Source organism: Limnohabitans sp. Rim8, from assembly GCF_943326455.1.
Taxonomy (GTDB): domain Bacteria; phylum Pseudomonadota; class Gammaproteobacteria; order Burkholderiales; family Burkholderiaceae_C; genus Limnohabitans_A.
The window spans coordinates 52,697-75,924 of record NZ_CALPTI020000007.1 but is presented as its reverse complement, the minus strand read 5'-3'; the positions used below and the strand labels follow the sequence as shown (position 1 = coordinate 75,924).

Here is a 23,228-nt window from a genome sequence, read left to right as displayed (position 1 = left end):
GGCGCAGCCTCATGCGCTTTTGTTTTCAGGAGTTCTGAACATGTCCATTTTCAATAAAGTTACCAAAACATTCCAGTGGGGCCAGCACACGGTCAAGATGGAAACCGGCGAAGTCGCTCGCCAAGCCGGCGGCGCTGTGCTGCTCGACATGGACGGCACTGTGGTGCTGGCCACTGTCGTGGGCTCCAAGATCGCCAAGGCCGGTCAAGATTTTTTCCCGCTCACGGTCGATTACATCGAGAAGACCTATGCCGCAGGCAAGATCCCTGGCAGCTTCTTCAAGCGTGAAGCCAAGCCCAGCGAGCATGAGACCCTGACCAGCCGTCTGATTGACCGCCCGATCCGTCCTCTGTTCCCAGAAGGTTTTTACAACGACGTGCATGTGGTCATCCACACCGTGTCTCTGAACCCTGAAGTTGACGCCGACATCGCCGCAATGATCGCCGTGTCAGCCGCCTTGTCCATCTCGGGCATTCCGTTCAACGGCCCCATCGGTGCGGCCCGTGTGGGTTACATCAATGGTGAGTACGTTCTGAACCCCGGTCAGACCCAGCGCAAAGACAGCGTGATGGATCTGGTGGTGGCCGGTACTGAAGCCGCTGTGTTGATGGTCGAATCCGAAGCCCTGCAACTGTCCGAAGAAATCATGTTGGGTGGTGTGGTGTACGGCCACACCCAATCGGCGATTGCCATCAACGCCATCCACGAGTTGGTGCGCGAAGCCGGCAAGCCTGTTTGGGACTGGCAAGCGCCTGCCCGCGACACGACTTTCGAAGCCAAGCTGGCTTCTTTGGCAGAAGAGAAGTTGCGCGCGGCCTACCAGATCCGCAACAAGCAAGCCCGCACACACGCTTGCCGCGAAGCCTACGCTTCGGTCAAAGTGGCTTTGGCTGAAGAGGGTGTGGCATTTGACCCGGTCAAGCTTGACAACCTGTTGTTCGAAATCGAAGCGCGCATCGTGCGCAGCCAGATCCTGGCTGGTGAGCCCCGCATCGACGGCCGCGACACACGCACTGTGCGTCCCATCGAAATCCGCAACAGCGTGCTGCCCCGCACCCACGGCTCGGCCTTGTTCACACGTGGCGAGACCCAGGCTTTGGTCATTACCACCTTGGGCACCGAGCGCGACGCACAGCGCATTGACGCGTTGGCTGGCGAGTTCGAAGACCGCTTCATGTTCCACTACAACATGCCTCCCTTTGCCACTGGCGAAGTGGGCCGCATGGGCAGCACCAAGCGCCGTGAAATCGGCCACGGCCGTTTGGCCAAGCGTGCTTTGGCCGCGGTGTTGCCGAGCAAAGAAGAGTTTCCCTACACCGTGCGTGTGGTGTCCGAGATCACCGAATCGAACGGTTCTTCGTCCATGGCTTCGGTCTGCGGCGGTTGCTTGTCGATGATGGACGCTGGTGTGCCGATGAAAGCCCACGTGGCCGGTATCGCCATGGGCTTGATCAAGGAAGACAACCGCTTTGCGGTGTTGACCGACATCTTGGGTGACGAAGATCACTTGGGCGACATGGACTTCAAAGTGGCCGGCACCACCCACGGCATCACTGCACTGCAGATGGACATCAAGATCCAGGGCATCACCAAAGAGATCATGCAAGTCGCTTTGGCCCAAGCCAAAGAAGCCCGCATGCACATTCTGGGCAAGATGCAAGAAGCGATGAGCCAAGCCAACACCGAGGTGTCTGATTTCGCACCCAAGCTCTTCACCATGAAGATCAACCCAGAGAAAATCCGTGACGTGATCGGCAAGGGCGGCGCAACCATTCGCGCCTTGACCGAAGAGACCGGTTGCCAGATCAACATTTCTGAAGACGGCACGATCACCATCGCTGCAACCGACGGCGAGAAGGCCGAAATTGCCAAGAAGCGCATCGAGCAGATCACGGCCGAAGTCGAAATCGGCAAGGTCTACGAAGGTCCAGTCACCAAGATCCTGGACTTCGGCGCTTTGATCAACCTGTTGCCCGGCAAAGACGGTTTGCTGCACATCAGCCAGATCGCCCACGAGCGCGTTGAGAAAGTCACCGACTACCTCAGCGAAGGCCAGATCGTCAAAGTCAAGGTCATGGAAACCGACGAAAAAGGCCGCATCAAGTTGTCGATGAAGGCTTTGTTGGACCGTCCTGCACAGGCCTAAATGGCGCTTTGGTTTCGGGTGGTCAATGGCTGCTCGAAACCCGCGTTGATTCACCATGAACGTCATTGAAATCCAAAGCTTCGGCGCCCCTGCGGTGCTGGTGCCCGGCACCCGTCCTGAGCCCATGGCCGGGGCAGGCGAGTTGCTCATTCGCGTCTCGGCCAGCGGCATCAACCGCCCCGATGTGCTGCAGCGCACCGGCAACTATCCTGTGCCACCGGGTGCGTCGGATATTCCGGGCCTCGAGGTGTCAGGCGTGGTGGTGTCTGGCGATGCCGCCGCCATGGCCCAAGCGGGTTTGGCTGTGGGCGACCGCGTGTGCGCGCTGGTGGCCGGTGGTGGTTATGCGCAGCTGTGCGTGGCCCCTGTGGCCCAATGTTTGCCAGTGCCCAAGGGCCTGACGGACACCGAAGCCGCTTCGCTCCCCGAGACCTTCTTCACCGTGTGGAGCAATGTGTTTGACCGCGGGCGCTTGCAAGCGGGCGAGACCTTGTTGATCCAGGGGGGTACCAGTGGCATCGGCGTCACAGCCATCCAGATGGCCAAAGCAGCCGGTGCGACGGTGATCGTGACGGCGGGCTCAGACGCCAAATGCCAAGCCTGCTTGGATTTGGGTGCAGACCACGCCATCAACTACAAAACCACCGATTTCGTGGCCGAGGCGAAGCGCCTGACTGGCGGCGTGGGTGTGAATGTGATTTTGGACATGGTCGCGGGTGATTATGTGGCCCGCGAAGTGGAGACTTTGGCAGAGGATGGCCGTTTGGTCATCATTGCTGTGCAAGGTGGCATCAAGAGCGAGATCAATGCCGGCTTGGTATTGCGCCGCCGCTTGACCATCACAGGCTCTACGCTGCGGCCTCGTCCTGTGGCCTTCAAGGCGGCCATTGCCCAGTCCTTGCGTCATACCGTGTGGCCTTGGATTGAGTCAGGCCGCATCAAGCCGGTCATTCACAGCGTGTTTGGCGCGATGGATGCGGCTGGTGATCTGCCATCGGGTGCGGCCCAAGCCCATGCCCTGATGGAGAGCAACCAGCACATCGGTAAATTGGTGGTGACCTGGTGATGAGCAAGTCTCTCAAATTGATGATCGGCAACTGGAAGATGCATGGCGATTTGTCAGCCAATGCAGCTTTTGTCGCTGGGCTGAAGGCTGAGGTGTCAGGGCTTGATTGCCGCGCGGCATTGTGTGTGCCGGCTGTTTATCTGGCTCAAATGCAGGTTTTGTTGTCTGGCTCTGGCATCGATTTGGGAGCCCAAGACCTCTCTGGGCACGAGGTAGGCGCTTTCACAGGCGAGGTCTCTGCCCTCATGCTGCGCGACTTTTCGGTGCGCTATTGCATAGTGGGTCATTCTGAGCGTCGTCTGTTTCACGCCGAATCAGACGCCTTAGTGGCCGCCAAAGCCCAGCGCGCATTGGCTGCGGGCATCACACCCATTGTGTGTGTCGGCGAGAGTTTGGCCGAACGCGAAGCGGGCCAGACCGAGGCCGTGGTGAAGCGTCAGCTGGCAGCAGTGATTCAAATCAACGGTCACTGCATCAGTGAAATTGTGGTGGCTTATGAACCGGTTTGGGCGATCGGTACCGGTCTCACTGCTTCGCCCGAGCAAGCCCAAGAGGTCCACGGTGTTTTGCGGTCTCAATTGATGGCCGCCTCTTCGCACGCAGACCGGGTTTCTGTTTTGTACGGTGGCAGCTTGACGGCGCATAACGCGGCCGAATTGTTGGCCCAGCCTGATGTCGATGGTGGCTTGATCGGCGGTGCGTCGCTCAAGGCCCCAGACTTTTTATCCCTGCTGAAAGCCGCCTCGCGCTGAGCTTTCGATGCTTTTTTCTTGATATTTCGGAGAACTCTGATGAGCGTGATGTTGACTTTGATTTTGGTGGTTCAGATGTTGTCGGCCCTGGCCATGATCGGATTGATCCTGATCCAGCACGGCAAAGGTGCCGATATGGGTGCTGCTTTTGGCAGCAGTGGATCGGGCAGTTTGTTTGGTGCCACGGGCGGTGCCAACTTCATGTCCAGGACCACGGCGGTTTTGGCTTTTGTGTTTTTTGCCTGCACCTTGTCCTTGGCCTATTTTGGCAATCTGACCCCATCTTCGTCGGGCAGCGTCTTGGAAGGTGCTTCGGTCAGCACGCCAACGGCCCCGGTTGATGCCAGCCCGGCTGCGCAAATCCCAGGCAACACACCTGCGCCCGCTGTCGACAAAAGCGTACCACCAGCCATTCCAGCGAAATAATCCGGAATTGTCAGCTGCCGTTCAGCATTGCTGCTCTGCACAATTTTGCAGACCTATCGAAGGAAATCAAGGTAATTTCAGAGTAAAATAAGAGTCTATTCGGTGAGCGACATGCACTCAAGGTGTACCTCATGCAAACCGACTTGTGTATCCAGCCGTCGTGGTGAAATTGGTAGACACGCTATCTTGAGGGGGTAGTGGCGAAAGCTGTGCGAGTTCGAGTCTCGCCGACGGCACCAGACAAACAGAAACGCTCGGGCTCAAGGCCTGGGCCGATCATTCGGTCATCAACCGTCAGTCTCAAAATGAACCTCGAACAGTACCTTCCGATTCTCTTGTTCATTTTGGTCGGCATTGCTGTCGGCGTTATTCCCCAGGTTTTGGGCTATGTCCTCGGCCCCAACAGACCTGACGCGGAAAAAAATTCCCCTTACGAATGCGGATTCGAGGCTTTTGAAGACGCTCGAATGAAGTTCGACGTCCGTTATTACCTGGTCGCCATACTTTTCATCTTGTTCGATCTTGAAATCGCCTTCTTGTTTCCTTGGGCTCTGGCGCTCAAAGAGGTGGGGATGGCGGGTTTCATAGGGGCGGTTGTCTTTTTGAACATTCTGGTTGTGGGCTTTGTCTACGAGTGGAAAAAAGGCGCCCTCGATTGGGAATGATCGTTTTTAGTGCACAGCAAACAGCCTGTTTGAGGATTCAAAATGATTGAAGGCGTGATGAAAGAAGGCTTTGTGACCACGAGTTACGACTCGGTGGTGAACTGGGCCAAGACAGGTTCGCTCTGGCCCATGACCTTTGGTTTGGCCTGCTGCGCGGTAGAGATGATGCATGCGGCTGCAGCACGCTACGACTTGGGTCGTTTTGGCGCCGAGGTGTTTCGTGCCAGTCCGCGTCAAGCCGACTTGATGATCGTGGCGGGTACGCTTTGTAACAAGATGGCCCCGGCCTTGCGCAAGGTCTATGACCAGATGTCCGAGCCGCGATGGGTCATTTCTATGGGCTCATGCGCCAATGGTGGTGGTTACTACCATTACAGCTACTCCGTGGTGCGTGGATGTGACCGGATTGTGCCGGTCGATGTTTATGTGCCGGGTTGCCCGCCAACCGCTGAAGCCTTGATTTACGGCATCATGCAGTTGCAGCAAAAAATTCGCCGTACGCACACCATTGCGCGTGCCTGAAGGGAATGACGATGAATTCTTTCGCCATTCGCCCCGAGGACTTGCGCGACACCCTGACCACGGCCCTGGGCGACAAAGCCCACGCCGTCAGTGTCGCTCTGGGTGAAGTCACCGTGCATGTGGGTGCATCCCAGTACCTCGATGTGATGACCTGCTTGCGTGATGCGCCGGGTTGCCAGTTTGAGCAACTCATCGACTTGGCCGGTGTGGATTACTCGGCTTACCGCGAAGTGGGCACCGACGGTCCCCGCTTTGGCGTCACAGTGCACTTGCTGTCTGTCAGCCTCAACCAGCGTGTTCGGGTCAAAGTGTTGTGCCCCGACGACGATTTGCCTTTGGTCGACTCGGTCAATTCTCTTTGGAATTCGGCCAACTGGTACGAGCGCGAAGCCTTTGACTTGTACGGCATTGTGTTTGAGGGTCACAACGACCTGCGACGCATCCTGACCGACTACGGTTTCATTGGTCACCCGTTCCGCAAAGATTTCCCGCTCTCAGGTCACGTTGAAATGCGTTACGACGCCGAACGCCAGCGCGTGATTTATGAACCCGTGAGCATAGAGCCGCGTGAAATCACGCCGCGCATCATCCGCGAAGACAACTACGGAGGCCTGAACTGACATGGCCGAAATCAAGAATTACACGCTGAACTTCGGCCCTCAGCACCCGGCTGCACACGGAGTGCTGCGCCTGGTGCTCGAATTGGATGGCGAGGTGGTGCAACGTGCCGACCCGCACATTGGTCTGCTGCACCGCGCCACTGAAAAGCTGGCCGAAAGCAAAACCTACATCCAGTCACTGCCCTACATGGACCGCCTGGACTATGTCTCCATGATGTGCAACGAGCACGCTTACTGCTTGGCCATCGAAAAGATGCTGGGCCTTGAAGTGCCCAAGCGCGCCCAGTACATCCGCGTGATGTTCTCGGAAATCACCCGCATCCTGAACCACCTCATGTGGCTCGGCTCGCACGGCAACGATTGCGGCAGTTCTACGGTTTTGATCTACACCTTCCGCGAACGCGAAGACTTGTTCGACCTGTACGAAGCCGTCTCGGGCGCCCGCATGCACGCGGCCTATTTCCGTCCTGGTGGTGTCTACCGCGACTTGCCCGACAGCATGCCGCAGTACAAGGTCAGCAAGATTAAAAATGCCAAGGCGATTGAGCAACTCAATAAGAACCGTCAAGGTTCGATGTTGGACTTCATCGACGATTTCACCCAACGCTTTCCGAAGTGCATCGACGAGTACGAGACCTTGCTCACCGACAACCGCATCTGGAAACAGCGCACGGTGGGTGTGGGCGTGGTGTCGCCAGAGCGTGCCCTCAATTTGGGCATGACCGGCCCCATGCTGCGCGGCTCTGGCGTGGCCTGGGATTTGCGCAAAAAGCAGCCCTACGATGCTTACGACCAGGTTGAATTTGATGTGCCTGTGGGCAAGACCGGTGACAGTTACGACCGCTATTTGGTGCGCATGGCCGAGATGCGCGAGTCCAACCGCATCATCGCGCAGTGCGTGAAGTGGCTGCGTGTCAACCCTGGACCCGTCATCACCGACAACCACAAAATTGCGCCGCCTTCACGTGAAGGCATGAAGTCCAACATGGAAGACTTGATTCACCATTTCAAGCTCTTCACAGAAGGTTTCCATGTGCCAGAAGGCGAAGCCTACGCCGCTGTCGAACACCCCAAAGGCGAGTTTGGCATTTACATGGTGAGTGATGGTGCCAACAAGCCCTATCGCCTCAAAATTCGTGCCCCGGGCTTTGCCCATTTGGCCACCCTCGATGAAATGGCCCGTGGCCACATGCTGGCCGATGCGGTCGCGATCATCGGGACCATGGACATTGTTTTTGGAGAGATTGACCGATGATCTCTGATTCCACAAGAGCACGCTTCGCGCGTGAGGTTGCCAAGTTCCCCTCAGATCAAAAGCAGTCGGCTGTCATGGCTTGTCTGTCGATCGTTCAACAAGAACAAGGCTGGGTCAGCCCCGACAGTGAGCAAGTCGTGGCCGAGGTGTTGGGCATGCCCGTCATGGCGGTGCACGAAGTCACCACCTTTTACAACATGTACAACCAAAAGCCGGTGGGCAAGTTCAAGTTGAACGTTTGCACCAACTTGCCTTGCCAGTTGCGCGGTGGTGCACAGGCACTCGCCCATCTGGAGCAGAAGTTGGGCGTGAATGTGGGCGGAACGACAGCCGACGGCCTGTTCACTTTGCAGCCGAGCGAATGTCAAGGCGCTTGCGCTGATGCGCCGGTGCTGCTGGTCAACGACCGCCACATGTGCAGTTTCATGAGCCACGAAAAACTCGACCAACTTGTTGACAGCCTGAAGAAAGCCGAGGCCGCCTGATGAACGTCGAACAAATCCTGAGCCAGTTCCAAGCCACGGGCGTGGAAAGCTGCTTCCATGATCGTCACATCAACCCGCAAATTTATGCGGGTCTGAATGGCCGCAACTGGGGCATTCAAGACTACGAAGCGCGTGGTGGTTATGCGGCTTTGCGCAAAATTTTGGGCAAAGACGGAGGCGAAGGCCTCACGCAAGACCAAGTGATCGCCACCGTCAAAGAATCGGGCCTGCGCGGTCGTGGCGGCGCGGGCTTCCCGACGGGTCTCAAGTGGAGCTTCATGCCCCGACAGTTCCCAGGACAAAAGTATTTGGTGTGCAACTCGGACGAAGGCGAGCCGGGCACTTGCAAAGACCGTGACATCATGGAGTACAACCCGCACACGGTGATCGAGGGCATGGCCATCGCGGCTTACGCCATGGGCATCAGCGTGGGTTACAACTACATCCACGGTGAAATCTTCCACACCTATGAGCGCTTTGAATTGGCGCTGGAAGAAGCCCGCGCAGCCGGTTATTTGGGCGACAACATTTTGGGCAGCTCTTTCAGCTTCCAGTTGCACGCTTCTCATGGTTTTGGCGCTTACATCTGCGGCGAAGAAACCGCCTTGCTCGAATCGCTCGAAGGCAAAAAAGGCCAGCCGCGCTTCAAACCCCCGTTCCCAGCCAGCTTTGGCCTGTACGGCAAGCCCACCACCATCAACAACACCGAGACCTTTGCAGCCGTGCCTTGGATCATCCGCAACGGTGGTCAGGCTTACCTCGAATGCGGCAAGCCGAACAACGGCGGCACCAAGATCTTCTCGGTCAGTGGTGACGTCGAGCGTCCCGGTAACTATGAAGTGCCCATGGGCACACCGTTTTCCAAGCTGCTCGAGCTCGCCGGTGGTGTGCGCGGTGGTCGCCAACTCAAGGCGGTGATCCCTGGTGGTTCGTCCTCTCCAGTCATCCCGGCCGAGTTGATGATGAAGCTCACCATGGACTACGACAGCATTGCCAAAGAAGGCGGTTCGATGTTGGGTTCGGGTGCGGTGATCGTCATGGACGAGACGCGTTGTATGGTCAAGGCCTTGGCGCGGTTGTCTTACTTTTATTCGCACGAGTCCTGCGGTCAGTGCACACCTTGCCGCGAAGGCACAGGCTGGCTCTGGCGCATGGTGGATCGCATTGAACATGGCCAGGGCCGCGCGAGCGACATCGACATGCTCGACAGCGTGGCTGGCAACATCATGGGCCGCACGATTTGCGCCTTAGGCGATGCCGCGGCCATGCCTGTGCGCGGCATGCTCAAGCATTTCCGTCACGAATTTGTACACCTCATCGAGCACAAGACCTCCATGGTCGGTGGCGATGCAACAGCGGTGAAGACCCATGGTTGAAATAGAACTCGACGGTCAGAAAGTGGAAGTTGCCGAAGGCAGCATGGTCATGCATGCCGCCGAAAAAGCAGGCACCTACATCCCCCATTTCTGCTACCACAAGAAACTTTCCATCGCGGCCAACTGCCGCATGTGCCTGGTCGAGGTCGAAAAGGCCCCCAAGCCCATGCCCGCCTGCGCCACGCCCGTGACGCAAGGGATGATCGTGCGCACCAAGAGCGACAAGGCGATTGCTGCCCAGAAGTCGGTCATGGAGTTCTTGCTGATCAACCACCCGCTCGATTGCCCCATCTGCGACCAAGGCGGTGAGTGCCAGTTGCAAGACTTGGCCGTGGGTTACGGTGGCAGCAGCTCGCGCTACGAAGAAGAAAAACGTGTGGTTTTCCACAAAGAAGTCGGTCCGCTGATCTCGATGGAAGAGATGAGCCGCTGCATCCATTGCACACGTTGCGTGCGGTTTGGCCAGGAAGTGGCTGGCGCCATGGAGCTGGGCATGTCACACCGGGGTGAACACGCCGAGATCGAAACCTTCTTGGGCCAGACGATCGACTCTGAACTCTCGGGCAACATGATCGACATCTGCCCTGTGGGTGCCTTGACCAGCAAGCCTTTCCGCTACCACGCCCGCACTTGGGAGCTGTCACGCCGCAAATCGGTGGCGGCGCACGACTCCTCGGGTGCGAACCTGATCGTGCAGGTCAAGAACAACCAAGTCATGCGCGTTGTGCCCCTGGAAAACGAAGACGTCAACGAGTGCTGGATCGCCGATCGCGAACGCTTCTCTTACGAAGCCTTGAATGGCCCTGAGCGCTTGACCCAGCCCATGCTCAAGCAGGGTGGTGAGTGGAAAACCGTCGATTGGCAAACCGCCCTCGAGTACGTGGCCAACGGCCTGCGCAACATCCAGCGCGACCACGGTGCCAACAGCATCGGCACCTTGGTCAGCCCGCACAGCACCTTAGAAGAGTTGTATCTGGCTGGCGCTTTGGTGCGCGGCCTGGGTTCGGACAACATCGATCACCGCCTGCGCCATGCCGAATTTGGCGCTGCAGAAGGTGTGCGCACCTTGGGCATGCCAATCTCAGCCTTGTCCAGTTTGCAGCGCGTTTTGGTCGTCGGCTCCAACCTGCGCAAAGACCATCCATTGTTTGCTCTGCGCGTGCGTCACGCCGTGCGCCATGGCGCTCAGCTGAATGTCATCACAACCCCTGCGGCTTTCAGCCACGCCGACGCTTGGGCCATGCCCGTGGCGCAGGCCGTGTTGTCCGACGATTCATGCTGGGCGCAAGCCTTGGTCGATGTGGCCGCTGCCATTGCCGCAGAAAAGGGCGTTAGCGCTCCAGCGGCTGGCAACGCCACAGCGCAAGCACAAGCCATCGCCAAGTCTTTGCTGGGCGGCGAGCGCAAAGCCGTGTTGCTGGGCAACGCTGCAGCGCACGCGTCCAATGCATCAAGCCTCTTGGCCTTGGCCAACTGGATCGCTGAGCAAACCGGCGCAAGCGTCGGTTACTTGACCGAAGCAGCCAACACCGTGGGTGCGCAGTGGGTCGGGGCCCAACCGCAAACCGGCGGCAAGCATGCAGGCCAGATGCTGGCTGGCGGCCTCAAAGCCGCGATCTTGCTCAATACCGAGCCTGAGTTCGACAGCGCCGCCGGTGCTGCTGCCTCCCAAACTCTGGGTCAGGCAGAGATGGTGGTCACGCTCAGCCCGTTCAAGGCCAATATGGCTTTCAGCGATGTGTTGTTGCCCATTGCCCCCTTCACCGAAACATCGGGCAGCTTCGTCAATGCCGAAGGTCGCCTGCAAAGCTTCCATGCCGTGGTCAAGCCATTGGCCGAGACCCGTCCTGCTTGGAAAGTGTTGCGTGTGTTGGCCAATTTGCTGGAGATCCCGGGCGTTTCTTTTGAGACCTCGCAAGACGTGCTGGCCCGTGCCACGGCACAACCGATGTCCGCCTCGAACGCAACGCGCGCCGCGATCACTTTGACCGCAACGACCACGGCACCTGTGAGCGCCTCGATTTACCAACTCGACGGCATCGTTCGCCGCGCGCCGTCTTTGCAATTGACCGCAGACGCACGTCAGGAGGTCGCCGCATGATTGACGCTCTTTACAACGGTGGCCTGAATCTGGTCGCCGCCAACTGGTGGGCCACCTTGGTCTGGCCTGTGCTGTGGATCTTGATCAAGATCGTCGCCATCTTGGCCCCGCTCATGGGCGCGGTCGCTTACTTGACGCTTTGGGAGCGTAAGCTTCTGGGTTTTATGCAAGTGCGCCACGGCCCCAACCGCGTGGGCCCGATGGGTTTGCTGCAACCGATTGCCGACGCCATCAAATTGCTGACCAAAGAATTGATCAATCCCACGGCAGCCAGCATGGGCCTGTTCCGTTTGGGCCCGATCATGGCCATCATGCCGGCCTTGGCTGCATGGGTGGTGATTCCGTTTGGCCCCGACCAAGCGCTGGCCAACGTCAACGCGGGCTTGTTGCTGGTGATGGCCATCACCTCGATTGAGGTGTATGGCGTGATCATCGCGGGCTGGGCTTCTAACTCCAAATATGCCTTTTTGGGCGCGTTGCGCGCTTCAGCCCAAATGGTCAGTTACGAAATCGCCATGGGCTTTTGCTTCTTGGTGGTTTTGATGGTGTCCGGCAGCATGAACCTGACCGAGATCGTCATGGCGCAAGGCAAGGGCGCTGCGGCAGACATGGGCCTGGGTGTGTTCTCTTGGAACTGGTTACCTTTGTTGCCCATCTTCATTGTTTATTTGATTTCGGGTGTCGCCGAAACCAACCGCCACCCCTTTGACGTGGTTGAAGGTGAAGCCGAAATTGTGGCCGGTCACATGGTCGAGTACTCGGGCATGGGCTTTGCCATCTTCTTCCTGGCCGAATACGCCAGCATGTGGTTGGTGTCGATTTTGGCGGTGATCATGTTCCTGGGCGGCTGGCTGTCACCCATTGACCACGCCTTGTTCAACTGGATTCCAGGCTGGATCTGGCTGGGCCTCAAGACATTCTTGGTGGTTTCCATGTTCATCTGGATTCGCGCCACATTCCCGCGCTTTCGCTATGACCAGATCATGCGTTTGGGCTGGAAGATCTTCATCCCTGTCACTTTGGTGTGGTTGCTGATCGTGGGTGCATGGTTGCACTCGCCTTGGAACATCTGGCTTTGAGCGGTTCACGAACATGACAACAATGACTGCTTCCTCTTTCTCGATCAAGGACTTCCTCAAGAGCTTCATGCTCGTGGAGTTGCTCAAGGGCATGGCCCTGACTGGGCGATATGCGTTTGCGCGCAAGGTCACGGTGCAATTCCCGGAGGAAAAAACGCCGCTGTCGCCACGTTTCCGTGGTCTGCACGCCCTGCGCCGGTATGACAACGGCGAAGAGCGCTGCATCGCCTGCAAACTCTGTGAAGCCGTGTGCCCTGCAATGGCCATCACCATCGAAGCCGGTCAACGCGAAGACGGTTCGCGCCGTACCACGCGTTATGACATCGACTTGACCAAGTGCATTTTTTGCGGTTTCTGCGAAGAAAGTTGCCCAGTGGACTCGATCGTCGAGACCCACATCTTGGAATACCACGGTGAAAAGCGCGGCGACCTGTACTTCACCAAGGACATGCTGTTGGCTGTGGGTGACCGTTACGAAAAAGAGATCGCCGCCGCCAAGGCCGCAGACGCTCCTTACCGTTGAACACTGCCAAGTCCTGAACATTTAAAAAGACCAAGCTATGGACGTCAAGACCGGTTTCTTTTACCTCTTTTCGGTGGTGCTGCTGTTTGCCGCTTTCCGAGTGGTGACCGCACGCAACCCCGTGCACGCAGTGCTGTACCTCATGTTGGCTTTTTCGCAGGCGTCGGCTGTGTGGCTGCTGCTGAATGCCGAATTTTTGGCCTTTGTGTTGGTCTTGGTGTATCTGGGCGCCGTGATGGTGCTGTTCCTATTTGTGGTGATGATGTTGGACATCAGCATCGACGCCGTACGCCAAGGTTTCTGGAAAAACTTCCCTTTGGCAGCCACTTTGGGTGCCATTGTGGCTTTGGAGATGGCCGCTGTGCTGCTCTCGGGCTTTCGCTTGTCTGAAGCTCCGGCCATGGCCCCTGGCGCAGTGCCGGTGGACAACGGCAAAGCCTTGGGCATCTTGCTGTACACCGAATACCTGATGCCCATCCAGATTGCGGCAGCCATTTTGTTGGTGGCCATGATTGCCGCGATTGCCTTGACGTTGCGCACCCGCAAGGACAGCAAGGCGATCGATCCGTCCATTCAAGTCAAAGTGCGTGCGGCAGACCGCATGCAGCTGGTCAAAATGGCGCCTACCCAAGCGGCACCGGCACCTGTTGCACCAACCGATACGCCAGAAGCCGAGGTGAAAAAATGATGACATTGACCCTGGGGCACTTTTTGTCGCTCGGTGCCATGCTGTTCGCGTTGTCCGTGATCGGCATTTTCTTGAACCGCAAGAATTTGATTGTTTTGCTCATGGCCATCGAGCTGATGCTGTTGGCTGTCAACATGAACTTTGTGGCTTTCTCACATTTCTTGGGTGACATGCACGGCCAGGTCTTCGTGTTTTTCATCTTGACCGTGGCGGCTGCTGAGTCGGCCATTGGACTGGCCATTTTGGTGCTGCTGTTCCGCAACAAGAACAACATCAATGTGGACGAACTCAATTCGCTCAAGGGTTAAAACAACATGAGTCAAACCCTCAACGCCAGCACGCTGTTGGCAGTTCCCTTGGCCCCATTGGTGGGCTCTTTGCTGGCCGGTATCTTGGGTACCCAATTGGGTGGCAACTGGATTGGTCGCCGCTTGTCACACACTTTCACCATTTTGGGTGTGTTGGTGGCCTTCATCCTGTCGGCGATGACGCTCAGCCAAGTCATCAACGGTGCCCGCTTCAACGAAAGCCTCTACACCTGGATGGTGGTGGGTGACTTGAAAATGGAAATTGGCTTCATGGTCGACAGCCTCACGGCCATGATGATGTGCGTTGTCACATTTGTCTCGCTCATGGTGCACATCTACACCATTGGGTATATGGATGAAGACGAAGGCTACAACCGCTTTTTTGCCTACATTTCGCTGTTCACCTTCTCTATGCTGATGCTCGTCATGAGCAACAACTTGCTGCAGTTGTTCTTTGGTTGGGAGGCCGTGGGCTTGGTGTCGTACTTGTTGATCGGTTTTTGGTACAACAAGCCTACCGCCATCTTTGCCAACATGAAGGCTTTCTTGGTCAACCGTGTGGGTGACTTTGGTTTCATCATTGGCATTGGCCTGATCGCGGCGTACACCGGCACGCTCAACTACACCGAGCTGTTTGCCAAAGCCAGCGAATTGGCCACCATCGACTTTCCTTGGTACATATTCGGCATGGACGCCATGCTGATTACCGTGATTTGCATTTGCCTCTTCATTGGGGCCATGGGCAAGTCGGCGCAGTTTCCGTTGCATGTTTGGTTGCCTGACTCCATGGAAGGCCCCACCCCCATCTCTGCACTGATCCACGCTGCCACCATGGTGACAGCCGGCATCTTCATGGTGGCTCGCATGTCGCCCCTGTTTGAGTTGTCCGATTCGGCACTCAACTTCATGATGGTGATTGGTTCGATCACAGCGCTGTTCATGGGCTTTTTGGGCATCATCCAAAACGACATCAAGCGCGTGGTGGCTTATTCCACTTTGTCGCAGTTGGGTTACATGACTGTCGCTTTGGGTGCTTCGGCCTATTCTGTTGCGGTATTCCACCTGATGACCCACGCCTTCTTTAAGGCGCTGTTGTTCTTGGGTGCGGGCTCCGTGATCATGGGCATGCACCACAACCAAGATATCCGCTGGATGGGCGGCGTGCGAAAGTACATGCCGATCACTTGGATGACATCGCTGCTGGGCTCGCTGGCCTTGATCGGTACGCCTTTGTTCTCGGGTTTTTACTCCAAGGACAGCATCATCGAAGCTGTGCACCTGAGCACCTTGCCTGCCGCTGGCTTTGCCAATTTCGCGGTGCTGGCAGGTGTGTTCGTCACGGCCTTCTATTCGTTCCGCATGTATTTCTTGGTTTTCCATGGCCAAGAGCGCTACGACCAAAATCCTGATGCACACCACGGACACGGTGATCACCATGGTCATGATGACCACGGCCATGACAAGCCCCATGAGTCACCTTGGGTGGTCACGGTGCCCCTGGTGCTGCTGGCCATTCCTTCGGTGTTGATCGGTTTCATGACCATCCAGCCCATGCTTTATGGCGACTTCTTCAAAGACGTGATCTTCATCGACGCGGCCAAACACCCAGCCATGCAGCAACTCGGTGAGTTGTTCCACGGCCCGGTGGCCATGGCTTTGCACGGCATGACCATGGCGCCTTTCTGGTTGGCTTTGGCGGGCGTGGTGGCGGCTTGGTACATGTATCTGATCAACCCGAAAGTCCCGGCATTCTTCGCCCGCGCTTTGCGACCGCTGATTGTGGTCCTCGAGCAAAAATACTTCATGGACTGGTTCAACGAAAACGTTCTGGCCAAGGGCGCACGCGGACTGGGCCTTGGTTTTTGGAAGGTGGGCGATCGCACCATCATTGATGGCTTCTTCGTCAACGGCTCTTGGAAGTTGGTGGGTTGGGTGTCCGGTGTGGTGCGTTGGTTCCAATCGGGTTTCCTGTACCACTACGCTTTGGTCATGATTTTGGGTGTGTTCGTGCTGATGACGTATTTCGTCTGGCTTGCTTAACGGTTTTGAGGACAACATAAAAATGGGATTGTTAAGCCTTGCCATCTGGATGCCGATTGTTTTCGGTGTCATCTTGCTGGCCTTCGGTCGTGACAGCCAAGCGGGCGCAGTGCGCTGGCTGGCGCTGGTCGGTGCGATCGCCAGTTTGTTGGTCACTCTGCCTCTGATTTCGGGCTTTCAGCTCGGCACTTCCGAGATGCAGTTTGTCGAAAAATTCTCTTGGATTGAGCGCTTCAATGTGCACTACCACTTGGGTGTAGACGGCATCTCGCTGTGGTTGGTTCCTTTGACGGCTTTCATCAACGTGGTGGTGGTCATTGCGGGCTGGGAGGTCATCACCCGCAAGGTCAACCAGTACATGGCTGCCTTCTTGATCCTGTCAGGCCTGATGATCGGCGTGTTCTGTGCGCTCGACGGTATCTTGTTCTACGTCTTCTTTGAAGCCACCTTGATCCCGATGTACTTGATCATCGGCATCTGGGGCGGCCCCAACAAGATTTACGCGGCCTTCAAGTTTTTCTTGTACACCTTGCTCGGCTCTTTGTTGATGCTGATCGCCCTGATCTATTTGTACGTCACGTCGGGTGGCAGCTTTGACATCCTGACCTGGCACAAGCTGCCATTGGCGGGCGGCGTGCAGACCCTGTTGTTCTTTGCTTTCTTTGCAGCTTTTGCAGTCAAGGTACCCATGTGGCCGGTGCACACCTGGTTGCCCGATGTGCACGTCGAAGCGCCTACCGGTGGCTCGGCCGTTTTGGCGGCCATCATGCTCAAGCTGGGTGCCTATGGTTTTCTGCGCTTTTCAATGCCCATCGCTCCCGATGCGGCCCGTGAGTGGGGCATGCTGATCGTGGTGTTGTCTTTGGTGGCCGTGGTCTATGTAGGCTTGGTCGCCATGGTGCAACAGGACATGAAAAAACTGGTGGCTTACTCGTCTGTGGCGCACATGGGTTTCGTCACCTTGGGCTTTTTCATCTTCAACCCGCTTGGCGTGTCCGGCGGCATCGTGCAGATGATCGCCCACGGTTTTGTGTCAGCCGCCATGTTCTTGTGCATTGGTGTCTTGTATGACCGGGTGCACTCGCGTGAGATTGCCAGCTACGGCGGCGTGGTCAACACCATGCCCAAGTTCGCTGCTTTCGCCTTGCTGTTTGCCATGGCCAATGCCGGCTTGCCGGGCACCGCAGGTTTTGTGGGCGAGTGGATGGTGATTTTGGGTGCTGTGAAATTCAACTTCTGGGTCGGCTTGCTGGCCGCCTCAGCACTGATCTTTGGTGCTGCCTACACGCTTTGGATGTTCAAACGCGTTTATTTGGGTCCTGTGACCAATGACGACGTCAAGGACTTGACCGACATCAACGCCAGAGAATTCCTGATGCTGTCTTTGCTGGCTGTGGCCGTGCTCTACATGGGCATCTACCCCAAACCGTTCACCGATGTGATGGATGCCTCGGTGCTGGACTTGCTCAAGCACGTGGCTGCGTCCAAGTTGCCTTGAGCAGCAGGGTCCATACCGTTTCGCCTGAATTGAAGAATTGAAAGAACCCAGATGATGGACAACTCCAGCTGGATGACGATGTATCCGGAGATCGTGTTGCTGGTCATGGCCTGCGTGGTGACACTGGCTGACCTCTTCGTGAAAAGCCCCAAGCGCACCGGCACTTATGTGTTGACGCTGGCCTCTTTGGGGGGCGTCGCTTTGCTGCACGCTTTTTACGCCGATGCGGGCCAGACCCTTTACGGTTTTGGTCGCATGGTGGTCAGCGACCCGATGGGGCATTGGCTCAAGTGCTTTGCCACCATCGCTGTGATGGTGACCTTGGTGTATTCGCGCCCCTATGCTGCCGACCGCGACATGATGCGCGGTGGTGAAATTTTCAGCCTGAGTTTGTTCGCCCTGCTGGGCATGAGCATGATGATCTCGGGTCAGAACTTCATCGTGATTTATTTGGGTCTGGAGTTGTTGACCCTGTCAAGCTACGCACTGGTGGCCTTGCGCCGTGACCACACCCAAGCCACCGAAGCCGCCATGAAGTACTTTGTGCTGGGTGCGATGGCTTCTGGCTTCTTGCTCTACGGCATGTCCATGATGTATGGCGCTACCGGTAGCCTGGAGCTGTCGGCGGTGCTTAAAGCCATTGCTTCGGGCCAAGTGAACCACCAGGTGTTGGTGTTTGGTTTGGTCTTCATCGTGGCCGGCTTGGCTTTCAAGATCGGTGCTGTGCCATTTCACATGTGGATTCCCGACGTTTACCAAGGGGCCCCAACTGCAGCCACCTTGATGATCGGTGGGGCGCCCAAGTTGGCAGCCTTTGCTATTTTGGTGCGTTTGCTGGTGGAAGGCATGCTGCCCTTGGCGTTTGATTGGCAACAGATGTTGGCGCTGTTGGCGATAGGCTCTTTGCTCATCGGTAACTTGGCGGCGATTGCGCAGACCAACCTCAAGCGCATGTTGGCCTATTCGACCATCTCGCAAATGGGTTTTGTGCTCTTGGGTTTTGTGGCAGGCGTGATCAACGGCGAGACCACCCTAGCGGCCAATGCCTACAGCTCGGCCATGTTCTACATGGTGTCCTATGTGCTGACCACTTTGGCGGCATTCGGCATCATCATGCTGCTGGCCCGTCAAGGCTTTGAGAGCGAAGAGATCACTGACTTGGCAGGTCTCAACCAACGCAGCCCCTTGTATGCGGGCGTGATGGCGATTTGCCTGTTCTCGATGGCTGGCATTCCGCCCATGGTGGGCTTTTACGCCAAGTTGTCGGTTTTGCAGTCCTTGGTGGCATCCGGTCAGGCTTTCTACATGGGCTTGGCCATCTTTGCGGTCATCATGTCGTTGATTGGCGCTTTTTACTACCTCCGAGTGGTCAAGGTCATGTACTTTGACGAACCCGTCACGGCCACCACCGTGTCGGCCTCGCTGGATGTGCGCTTGGTCTTGTCCACCAACGGTTTGCTGGTGCTGTTGTTGGGCATTTTCCCCGGCGCGCTCATGGCTTTGTGCGCCGACTCGATCGTGCGTATGCTGGCCGTCTGATCGCTTTCAATCAGCATGAACACCTCCACCCAAATTGTCGCTTTGATCCTCTTGGCCTTGGTGGCGGCCAATGTGCCTTTCATCAACCAGCGTGTTTTGTTATTGGGACCACAGCGGCTTTCTAAGCCTTTGGTCTGGCGTTTGGCTGAGTTGGTGCTGTTGTACTTTGTGGTGGGCGGTGTGGGCTTGGCTTTAGAAAACCATGCCGGTCAGATTGCGCCCCAAGGCTGGGAGTTTTATGCGGTGACTGGCACCATGTTCGTCACCTTGGCTTTTCCGGGTTTTGTTTACCGCTACCTGATGCACCGCAAACACTGAGCGCAGCGCAGCCCTCAACCTTGCTGGCATGTCTGACGACCATCTGATCGAGCGCCGGGTTCACCAAGAGGAGCTCTTGCGTGGCCACTTCTTGCAGGTGTTGCGCGACACCGTGCAACTGCCCAACCACAAGCTCGCCACCCGTGAATACGTGGTTCACCCAGGTGCGGTGATGGTGATTCCCATGCTCGAGACCCCAGATGGTCTGCGCTTGGTGATGGAGCGGCAGTTTCGTCACCCCGTGGGGCAGGTCATGACCGAGTTTCCGGCCGGCAAGCTCGATCCCGGTGAGGATCCTTGGCTGTGCGCACAGCGCGAGCTCTTGGAGGAAACCGGCTATACCGCCCATCAGTGGGCACGCGCAGGGGTCTTGCACCCGGTCATCGCGTATTCGACCGAAGTGATCGAGATTTGGTTTGCGAAAGATCTGACGCTGGGAGAACGGCAACTGGACACGGACGAGTTTTTGGACGTCTTCACCGCCACCCCTGCTGAATTGATGGCCGCTTGCCAGCGAGGCCTGTTGACCGATGCCAAGACCCTAACGGGCCTGCTTTGGTTGCAAAATGTGCAATCCGGCCAATGGCCCCTCGAGTGGCAAACCATCGCCTGATGGCTTGCCGTGAAAGCCCGCACCACGTTGACGACCACCCCATGAAAGTCCTTGACTTGCAATGCAGCCTGGGCCACAGCTTTGAAGGCTGGTTCGGCTCTCAGGCCGACTACGACTCCCAGCGCGAGCGGGGCTTGGTCACGTGTCCCGTGTGCAGCGATAGCGAGATCACCAAAATGCTGTCTGCCCCTCGCCTGAACTTGGGCCATGGCACGGCCCCGGTTTCGCCTCAAGGGCAGGGCGGTGGCTCAGAAGTTGGTCCTGCAACTTCAGTCAATGGCTCTGAAGCGCCTTCCGAAGGGGCTGCGTCTACTGTCCCCGCGTCCCCCCCCGAACTTACCCATCCCAGCTTGCAACAAATTCAAGCGGCCATGATGAACATGGTCAGGCATGTCATGGCCAACACCGAAGATGTGGGCAGCCAGTTTGCCGAAGAGGCCCGCAAGATCCACTACGGCGAGCGCGAAGAGCGCAACATCCGTGGCCAAGCCACGCGCGAAGAAACCGAGGCCCTGATCGACGAAGGCATCGATGTCATGGCTTTGCCCGTGCCGGACAACCTCAAAGGGCCGCTGCAGTAACGCAGCCGCTGCGCCGCATGAAGCACGCCTTGCACATCGATGATGAAGAAGTTGAACTGACTGCCATCCGGGCGCAAGGGCCCGGCGGTCAGAACGTTAACAAAGTCTCCAGTGCGATCCAACTGCGCTTTGATGTTGCCCATTCGGGCTTGCCCAACGATGTCAAGCAGCGCTGGCTGCAATCGGGGGACAGCCGCTTGACCCTGGAAGGGGAATTCATTCTGAAGGCCCAGCGCCACCGGACCCAAGAGGCCAACCGGGTCGATGCATGGGCGCGGCTCTATGAAACTCTGGATCTTTACGCTAAGCCACCCAAGCCGCGCAAAGCCAGCAAGCCCACTTACGGCTCGGTGCAAAAGCGGCTGGAGGGGAAAGCAATCAAGTCGAAAATCAAGGCCTCAAGGCAGGCAAGAGATTGAGTTTTTGCTGCGAGACGAGCCAGTATATTCACCATCGACCATCGCTTCATGGGTTGAGGTCTATGCCGCTTCAAGACGATCGAGTGCGGCCAGTGATCGGCCTGATTGCTCGTGGCAGCCATGGCTCGGTTGTTTGAGATTGTCATTGTTCAACAAGGAAAGCGCTGATTTCATGGAGCAGGCGATCTCTGGCGTGTTCTAAGTGCAGCAAGTGCGTGCCTCGATGAAGAGTGACGAGTCGCTTGTTGGGTGCTCCCAGAGCATTCATCAGTGAAGCTGCGTCCACATCGCTCGAGAGCCTGTCCTGCGCACCCCGAAGTAGGAGCGTGTCACAGGAGACCTGGCTCGCATCGAACAAAGCCGATCCTTGCGTGACAGCCAAGGCATCCACCATAGGGCCAAGTGGCGCACGAAAGCCCCCCCATGCATGGAAGTCGTCTGAGGCCATCAGTGCCTGCTCAGCTGCAGCCAGTGCCTCAGGGCTGCGGAATCGGTTCGCATTTTCCTTGTCAATCTCCCAATCCCAATTCCGCGCTAAATCTCCAGGCTTGAACAAGAAATAGCCCCCGTGTTTGGGGTTCATCTGTCCTGGCGCGGCTGGGTTGTGCGCATCCCCGGCTGCACCGGTGCTGGGCTTCCAGACCGGCGCGTACAGAACCAACTTGCGGACCAAGCCGGCATGGCGCAGGGCATAGTTGACACTGCGCGCTGTTCCCCATGAATACCCCAGTAAATCAACCTGCGCTGCGCCTTCCTCATCAAGGACAAATCGAACAACATCTTCGAGATCAGCCACCGCATCGCGCATGCAACCCAGCGAGGGTGTGGTCTCCGCTGCTGGCCGATCCATGAATGGTGGGCGACTGGACAGACCATACCCGCGAAAGTCAAAGAGATAGACCCGAAAGCCTTGGGCGGCAAGCGCCTGCTGCATGGAGTAATCGGGCACGTCCAAAATGGCCGAGGCAGGCTGAAAGAAGCCATGAACCAAAACCAATGGGGTTCGCCCACGAGGTCCTCGGGCACGCACATAAAGCTTCTGGCCTTCTACCCAGGTACTCGGGACGAACCACTCCGAGGGTTCAAGGCTGCTAGGCGTTTCGTTATCGGGTGCCATGCCCACGGCCTTGGTGGCATCCATGCCTGTCGTGGCAAACGGACTCACTCTGCTTGTACTCCTGCCGTGCTCATGGCTTCGGCAATCAGTGGTGTCTCACGCTCCAACGCTGCCTTGAATTGCGCCGGGGTGTTGCCCATGGCCGACCACCCGAACCGAGCCAGAAAGTCTTGCATGGGTTTCTCTGCAAGAATTTTCACCACCCCATCTCGCACTTTGTTGACGACCTCTACCGGTGTGCCTGCTGGAGCAGCCAGCGCAACCCAACTTGGGACCGAAAAAGTGGCTTCGGTAAATCCCAGCTCGGCGTAGGTGGGTACGTCAGGCAGTGCTGCAGAACGCTGGCCACCGCCCACCGCCACAATCTTTCCCAAGCCTTTGATCTGTATGTCGAGGGCTGCAGGGACTCCCGCAATGGTCATCTGAATATGCCCCCCCATGAAATCCTGCACGGCGGGAGCGCCACCCCGGTAGCCCACGATGGTCATATTGGCGCGGGTCTTCTGCGCCAAGGCCGCTGCGATCAGGTGAGGGTAAGTCCCTGCGCCCCAAGTACCAAAGCTGATGGGTGGGCTTTTAGGGCCGAGGTCCTTGATCGAGGCTACCCCTGCGTCATTGCGCAGCACCAGCACGGGTGGTGTGCTGGCCACTTGCGTGATCGGGGCGAAATCCTTCAGGGGATCGTAGGGGAGATTCTTGAAGAGCCGGGGTAAATAGGTGAACGAGTCTGGGAGAGTGAACAGCAGCGTGTGGCCGTCGGCTGCGGACTTGGCCACTTCAGCAGCACCCAGGCTGCTGCTGGCTCCAGGCTTGTTGTCCACGACCACGGGCTGCCCGAATTGCTCGGCCAGCCCCCTTGCCACCTGACGCGCTGCAGCATCCACCGGCCCGCCAGCCGGATACGGAACCACGATGCGGACCGTCTTGCTCGGGTAACTTGCGGCCGTCTGTGCGTGTGAGGCACCAGTGGCCAGCACTGAAGCAGCCAGAGCCCAATGGATGAGATGTCGAATCATGATTGTCTCCTGATGGTGGTACCAAGTTCCCATGGTAGGACCCACCTTTCATTTGTGTGAACGATTGCACAGTTA

General features: G+C 57.3%; 24 protein-coding genes and 1 tRNA gene. 23 read left to right on the top strand and 2 right to left on the bottom strand.

Going from position 1 to position 23,228, the window contains the following annotated elements; translation table 11 throughout:
- Positions 1-40: 40 nt before the first annotated feature.
- The 23 genes from pnp to arfB all read left to right on the top strand — a co-directional run bounded on the left by pnp (position 41) and on the right by arfB (position 21,020).
- Positions 41-2,146 carry a polyribonucleotide nucleotidyltransferase gene (pnp, locus tag Q1M54_RS06885; protein WP_300555588.1) on the top strand — a complete coding sequence of 702 codons (2,106 nt, stop codon included), beginning with the start codon at positions 41-43 and terminating at the stop codon, positions 2,144-2,146.
- A gap of 55 nt (positions 2,147-2,201) precedes the next feature.
- Positions 2,202-3,212: an NAD(P)H-quinone oxidoreductase gene (locus tag Q1M54_RS06880; RefSeq protein WP_300555586.1), complete on the top strand. Its 1,011-nt coding sequence runs from the start codon at positions 2,202-2,204 to the stop codon at positions 3,210-3,212.
- Positions 3,212-3,964, top strand: coding sequence for a triose-phosphate isomerase (gene tpiA / locus Q1M54_RS06875; RefSeq protein ID WP_300555584.1), 753 nt, complete (start codon positions 3,212-3,214; stop codon positions 3,962-3,964). Before Q1M54_RS06880 ends, tpiA begins: the two co-directional genes overlap by 1 nt.
- 39 nt (positions 3,965-4,003) lie before the next feature.
- The gene (gene secG, locus Q1M54_RS06870) at positions 4,004-4,390 is read left to right on the top strand and encodes a preprotein translocase subunit SecG (RefSeq protein ID WP_300555582.1); all 387 of its coding nucleotides are present in this window, start codon (positions 4,004-4,006) and stop codon (positions 4,388-4,390) included.
- Between the two features lie 154 nt (positions 4,391-4,544).
- Positions 4,545-4,629 (top strand) — tRNA-Leu (locus Q1M54_RS06865).
- Positions 4,630-4,695: 66 nt separating this feature from the next.
- Complete coding sequence (locus Q1M54_RS06860; protein ID WP_300555580.1) at positions 4,696-5,055, top strand: NADH-quinone oxidoreductase subunit A; 360 nt, start codon at positions 4,696-4,698, stop codon at positions 5,053-5,055.
- A gap of 42 nt (positions 5,056-5,097) precedes the next feature.
- Positions 5,098-5,577, top strand: a complete 480-nt coding sequence (locus tag Q1M54_RS06855; RefSeq protein ID WP_019428187.1) for an NADH-quinone oxidoreductase subunit B — start codon at positions 5,098-5,100, stop codon at positions 5,575-5,577.
- A gap of 11 nt (positions 5,578-5,588) precedes the next feature.
- Positions 5,589-6,197, top strand: coding sequence for an NADH-quinone oxidoreductase subunit C (locus Q1M54_RS06850; protein ID WP_300555577.1), 609 nt, complete (start codon positions 5,589-5,591; stop codon positions 6,195-6,197).
- 1 nt (position 6,198) lies between these two features.
- Positions 6,199-7,452 carry an NADH-quinone oxidoreductase subunit D gene (locus Q1M54_RS06845; protein WP_300555575.1) on the top strand — a complete coding sequence of 418 codons (1,254 nt, stop codon included), beginning with the start codon at positions 6,199-6,201 and terminating at the stop codon, positions 7,450-7,452.
- Positions 7,449-7,937 (top strand): NADH-quinone oxidoreductase subunit NuoE, encoded by a 489-nt coding sequence (gene nuoE, locus Q1M54_RS06840; protein WP_300555573.1) that lies wholly within the window; start codon positions 7,449-7,451, stop codon positions 7,935-7,937. The genes Q1M54_RS06845 and nuoE overlap by 4 nt, the downstream gene beginning before the upstream one ends.
- Complete coding sequence (nuoF, locus tag Q1M54_RS06835) at positions 7,937-9,313, top strand: NADH-quinone oxidoreductase subunit NuoF (RefSeq protein WP_300555571.1); 1,377 nt, start codon at positions 7,937-7,939, stop codon at positions 9,311-9,313. The genes nuoE and nuoF overlap by 1 nt, the downstream gene beginning before the upstream one ends.
- The gene (gene nuoG / locus Q1M54_RS06830; protein WP_300555569.1) at positions 9,306-11,414 is read left to right on the top strand and encodes an NADH-quinone oxidoreductase subunit NuoG; all 2,109 of its coding nucleotides are present in this window, start codon (positions 9,306-9,308) and stop codon (positions 11,412-11,414) included. Before nuoF ends, nuoG begins: the two co-directional genes overlap by 8 nt.
- Entirely contained in the window at positions 11,411-12,493 is a 1,083-nt protein-coding gene (gene nuoH / locus Q1M54_RS06825; protein ID WP_300555567.1) for an NADH-quinone oxidoreductase subunit NuoH, read from the top strand. The genes nuoG and nuoH overlap by 4 nt, the downstream gene beginning before the upstream one ends.
- 13 nt (positions 12,494-12,506) lie before the next feature.
- Positions 12,507-13,016, top strand: coding sequence for an NADH-quinone oxidoreductase subunit NuoI (gene nuoI, locus Q1M54_RS06820; RefSeq protein WP_026039779.1), 510 nt, complete (start codon positions 12,507-12,509; stop codon positions 13,014-13,016).
- Between the two features lie 37 nt (positions 13,017-13,053).
- Entirely contained in the window at positions 13,054-13,704 is a 651-nt protein-coding gene (locus Q1M54_RS06815) for an NADH-quinone oxidoreductase subunit J (RefSeq protein ID WP_300555565.1), read from the top strand.
- The gene (gene nuoK, locus Q1M54_RS06810; protein WP_300555762.1) at positions 13,704-14,012 is read left to right on the top strand and encodes an NADH-quinone oxidoreductase subunit NuoK; all 309 of its coding nucleotides are present in this window, start codon (positions 13,704-13,706) and stop codon (positions 14,010-14,012) included. The genes Q1M54_RS06815 and nuoK overlap by 1 nt, the downstream gene beginning before the upstream one ends.
- 6 nt (positions 14,013-14,018) lie before the next feature.
- Positions 14,019-16,052, top strand: a complete 2,034-nt coding sequence (gene nuoL / locus Q1M54_RS06805; protein ID WP_300555563.1) for an NADH-quinone oxidoreductase subunit L — start codon at positions 14,019-14,021, stop codon at positions 16,050-16,052.
- Between the two features lie 22 nt (positions 16,053-16,074).
- Positions 16,075-17,550, top strand: a complete 1,476-nt coding sequence (locus tag Q1M54_RS06800) for an NADH-quinone oxidoreductase subunit M (RefSeq protein ID WP_300555561.1) — start codon at positions 16,075-16,077, stop codon at positions 17,548-17,550.
- Positions 17,551-17,601: 51 nt separating this feature from the next.
- Entirely contained in the window at positions 17,602-19,089 is a 1,488-nt protein-coding gene (gene nuoN / locus Q1M54_RS06795; protein WP_300555559.1) for an NADH-quinone oxidoreductase subunit NuoN, read from the top strand.
- Positions 19,090-19,104: 15 nt separating this feature from the next.
- Complete coding sequence (locus Q1M54_RS06790; RefSeq protein WP_300555557.1) at positions 19,105-19,407, top strand: DUF2818 family protein; 303 nt, start codon at positions 19,105-19,107, stop codon at positions 19,405-19,407.
- A gap of 28 nt (positions 19,408-19,435) precedes the next feature.
- A complete protein-coding gene (locus tag Q1M54_RS06785; protein ID WP_300555555.1) occupies positions 19,436-20,020 on the top strand; it encodes an NUDIX hydrolase in 585 nt (194 codons plus the stop codon).
- Positions 20,021-20,061: 41 nt separating this feature from the next.
- Entirely contained in the window at positions 20,062-20,601 is a 540-nt protein-coding gene (locus Q1M54_RS06780; protein WP_300555553.1) for a DUF1178 family protein, read from the top strand.
- A gap of 17 nt (positions 20,602-20,618) precedes the next feature.
- Complete coding sequence (gene arfB / locus Q1M54_RS06775) at positions 20,619-21,020, top strand: alternative ribosome rescue aminoacyl-tRNA hydrolase ArfB (RefSeq protein ID WP_300555552.1); 402 nt, start codon at positions 20,619-20,621, stop codon at positions 21,018-21,020.
- 142 nt (positions 21,021-21,162) lie between these two features.
- On the opposite strand, the gene Q1M54_RS06770 is transcribed toward arfB, so the two are convergent.
- Entirely contained in the window at positions 21,163-22,185 is a 1,023-nt protein-coding gene (locus Q1M54_RS06770) for an alpha/beta hydrolase (protein WP_300555550.1), read from the bottom strand.
- The gene (locus tag Q1M54_RS06765; RefSeq protein WP_300555548.1) at positions 22,182-23,153 is read right to left on the bottom strand and encodes a tripartite tricarboxylate transporter substrate binding protein; all 972 of its coding nucleotides are present in this window, start codon (positions 23,151-23,153) and stop codon (positions 22,182-22,184) included. The genes Q1M54_RS06770 and Q1M54_RS06765 overlap by 4 nt, the downstream gene beginning before the upstream one ends.
- Between the last annotated feature and the right edge of the window lie 75 nt (positions 23,154-23,228).

Coding starts and splice junctions, on each gene's coding strand:
- pnp (WP_300555588.1), top strand. CDS start 41: ATGTCCATTTTCAATAAAGTTACCAAAACATTCCAGTGGGGCCAGCAC.
- Q1M54_RS06880 (WP_300555586.1), top strand. CDS start 2,202: ATGAACGTCATTGAAATCCAAAGCTTCGGCGCCCCTGCGGTGCTGGTG.
- tpiA (WP_300555584.1), top strand. CDS start 3,212: ATGAGCAAGTCTCTCAAATTGATGATCGGCAACTGGAAGATGCATGGC.
- secG (WP_300555582.1), top strand. CDS start 4,004: ATGAGCGTGATGTTGACTTTGATTTTGGTGGTTCAGATGTTGTCGGCC.
- Q1M54_RS06860 (WP_300555580.1), top strand. CDS start 4,696: ATGAACCTCGAACAGTACCTTCCGATTCTCTTGTTCATTTTGGTCGGC.
- Q1M54_RS06855 (WP_019428187.1), top strand. CDS start 5,098: ATGATTGAAGGCGTGATGAAAGAAGGCTTTGTGACCACGAGTTACGAC.
- Q1M54_RS06850 (WP_300555577.1), top strand. CDS start 5,589: ATGAATTCTTTCGCCATTCGCCCCGAGGACTTGCGCGACACCCTGACC.
- Q1M54_RS06845 (WP_300555575.1), top strand. CDS start 6,199: ATGGCCGAAATCAAGAATTACACGCTGAACTTCGGCCCTCAGCACCCG.
- nuoE (WP_300555573.1), top strand. CDS start 7,449: ATGATCTCTGATTCCACAAGAGCACGCTTCGCGCGTGAGGTTGCCAAG.
- nuoF (WP_300555571.1), top strand. CDS start 7,937: ATGAACGTCGAACAAATCCTGAGCCAGTTCCAAGCCACGGGCGTGGAA.
- nuoG (WP_300555569.1), top strand. CDS start 9,306: ATGGTTGAAATAGAACTCGACGGTCAGAAAGTGGAAGTTGCCGAAGGC.
- nuoH (WP_300555567.1), top strand. CDS start 11,411: ATGATTGACGCTCTTTACAACGGTGGCCTGAATCTGGTCGCCGCCAAC.
- nuoI (WP_026039779.1), top strand. CDS start 12,507: ATGACAACAATGACTGCTTCCTCTTTCTCGATCAAGGACTTCCTCAAG.
- Q1M54_RS06815 (WP_300555565.1), top strand. CDS start 13,054: ATGGACGTCAAGACCGGTTTCTTTTACCTCTTTTCGGTGGTGCTGCTG.
- nuoK (WP_300555762.1), top strand. CDS start 13,704: ATGACATTGACCCTGGGGCACTTTTTGTCGCTCGGTGCCATGCTGTTC.
- nuoL (WP_300555563.1), top strand. CDS start 14,019: ATGAGTCAAACCCTCAACGCCAGCACGCTGTTGGCAGTTCCCTTGGCC.
- Q1M54_RS06800 (WP_300555561.1), top strand. CDS start 16,075: ATGGGATTGTTAAGCCTTGCCATCTGGATGCCGATTGTTTTCGGTGTC.
- nuoN (WP_300555559.1), top strand. CDS start 17,602: ATGATGGACAACTCCAGCTGGATGACGATGTATCCGGAGATCGTGTTG.
- Q1M54_RS06790 (WP_300555557.1), top strand. CDS start 19,105: ATGAACACCTCCACCCAAATTGTCGCTTTGATCCTCTTGGCCTTGGTG.
- Q1M54_RS06785 (WP_300555555.1), top strand. CDS start 19,436: ATGTCTGACGACCATCTGATCGAGCGCCGGGTTCACCAAGAGGAGCTC.
- Q1M54_RS06780 (WP_300555553.1), top strand. CDS start 20,062: ATGAAAGTCCTTGACTTGCAATGCAGCCTGGGCCACAGCTTTGAAGGC.
- arfB (WP_300555552.1), top strand. CDS start 20,619: ATGAAGCACGCCTTGCACATCGATGATGAAGAAGTTGAACTGACTGCC.
- Q1M54_RS06765 (WP_300555548.1), bottom strand. CDS start 23,153: ATGATTCGACATCTCATCCATTGGGCTCTGGCTGCTTCAGTGCTGGCC.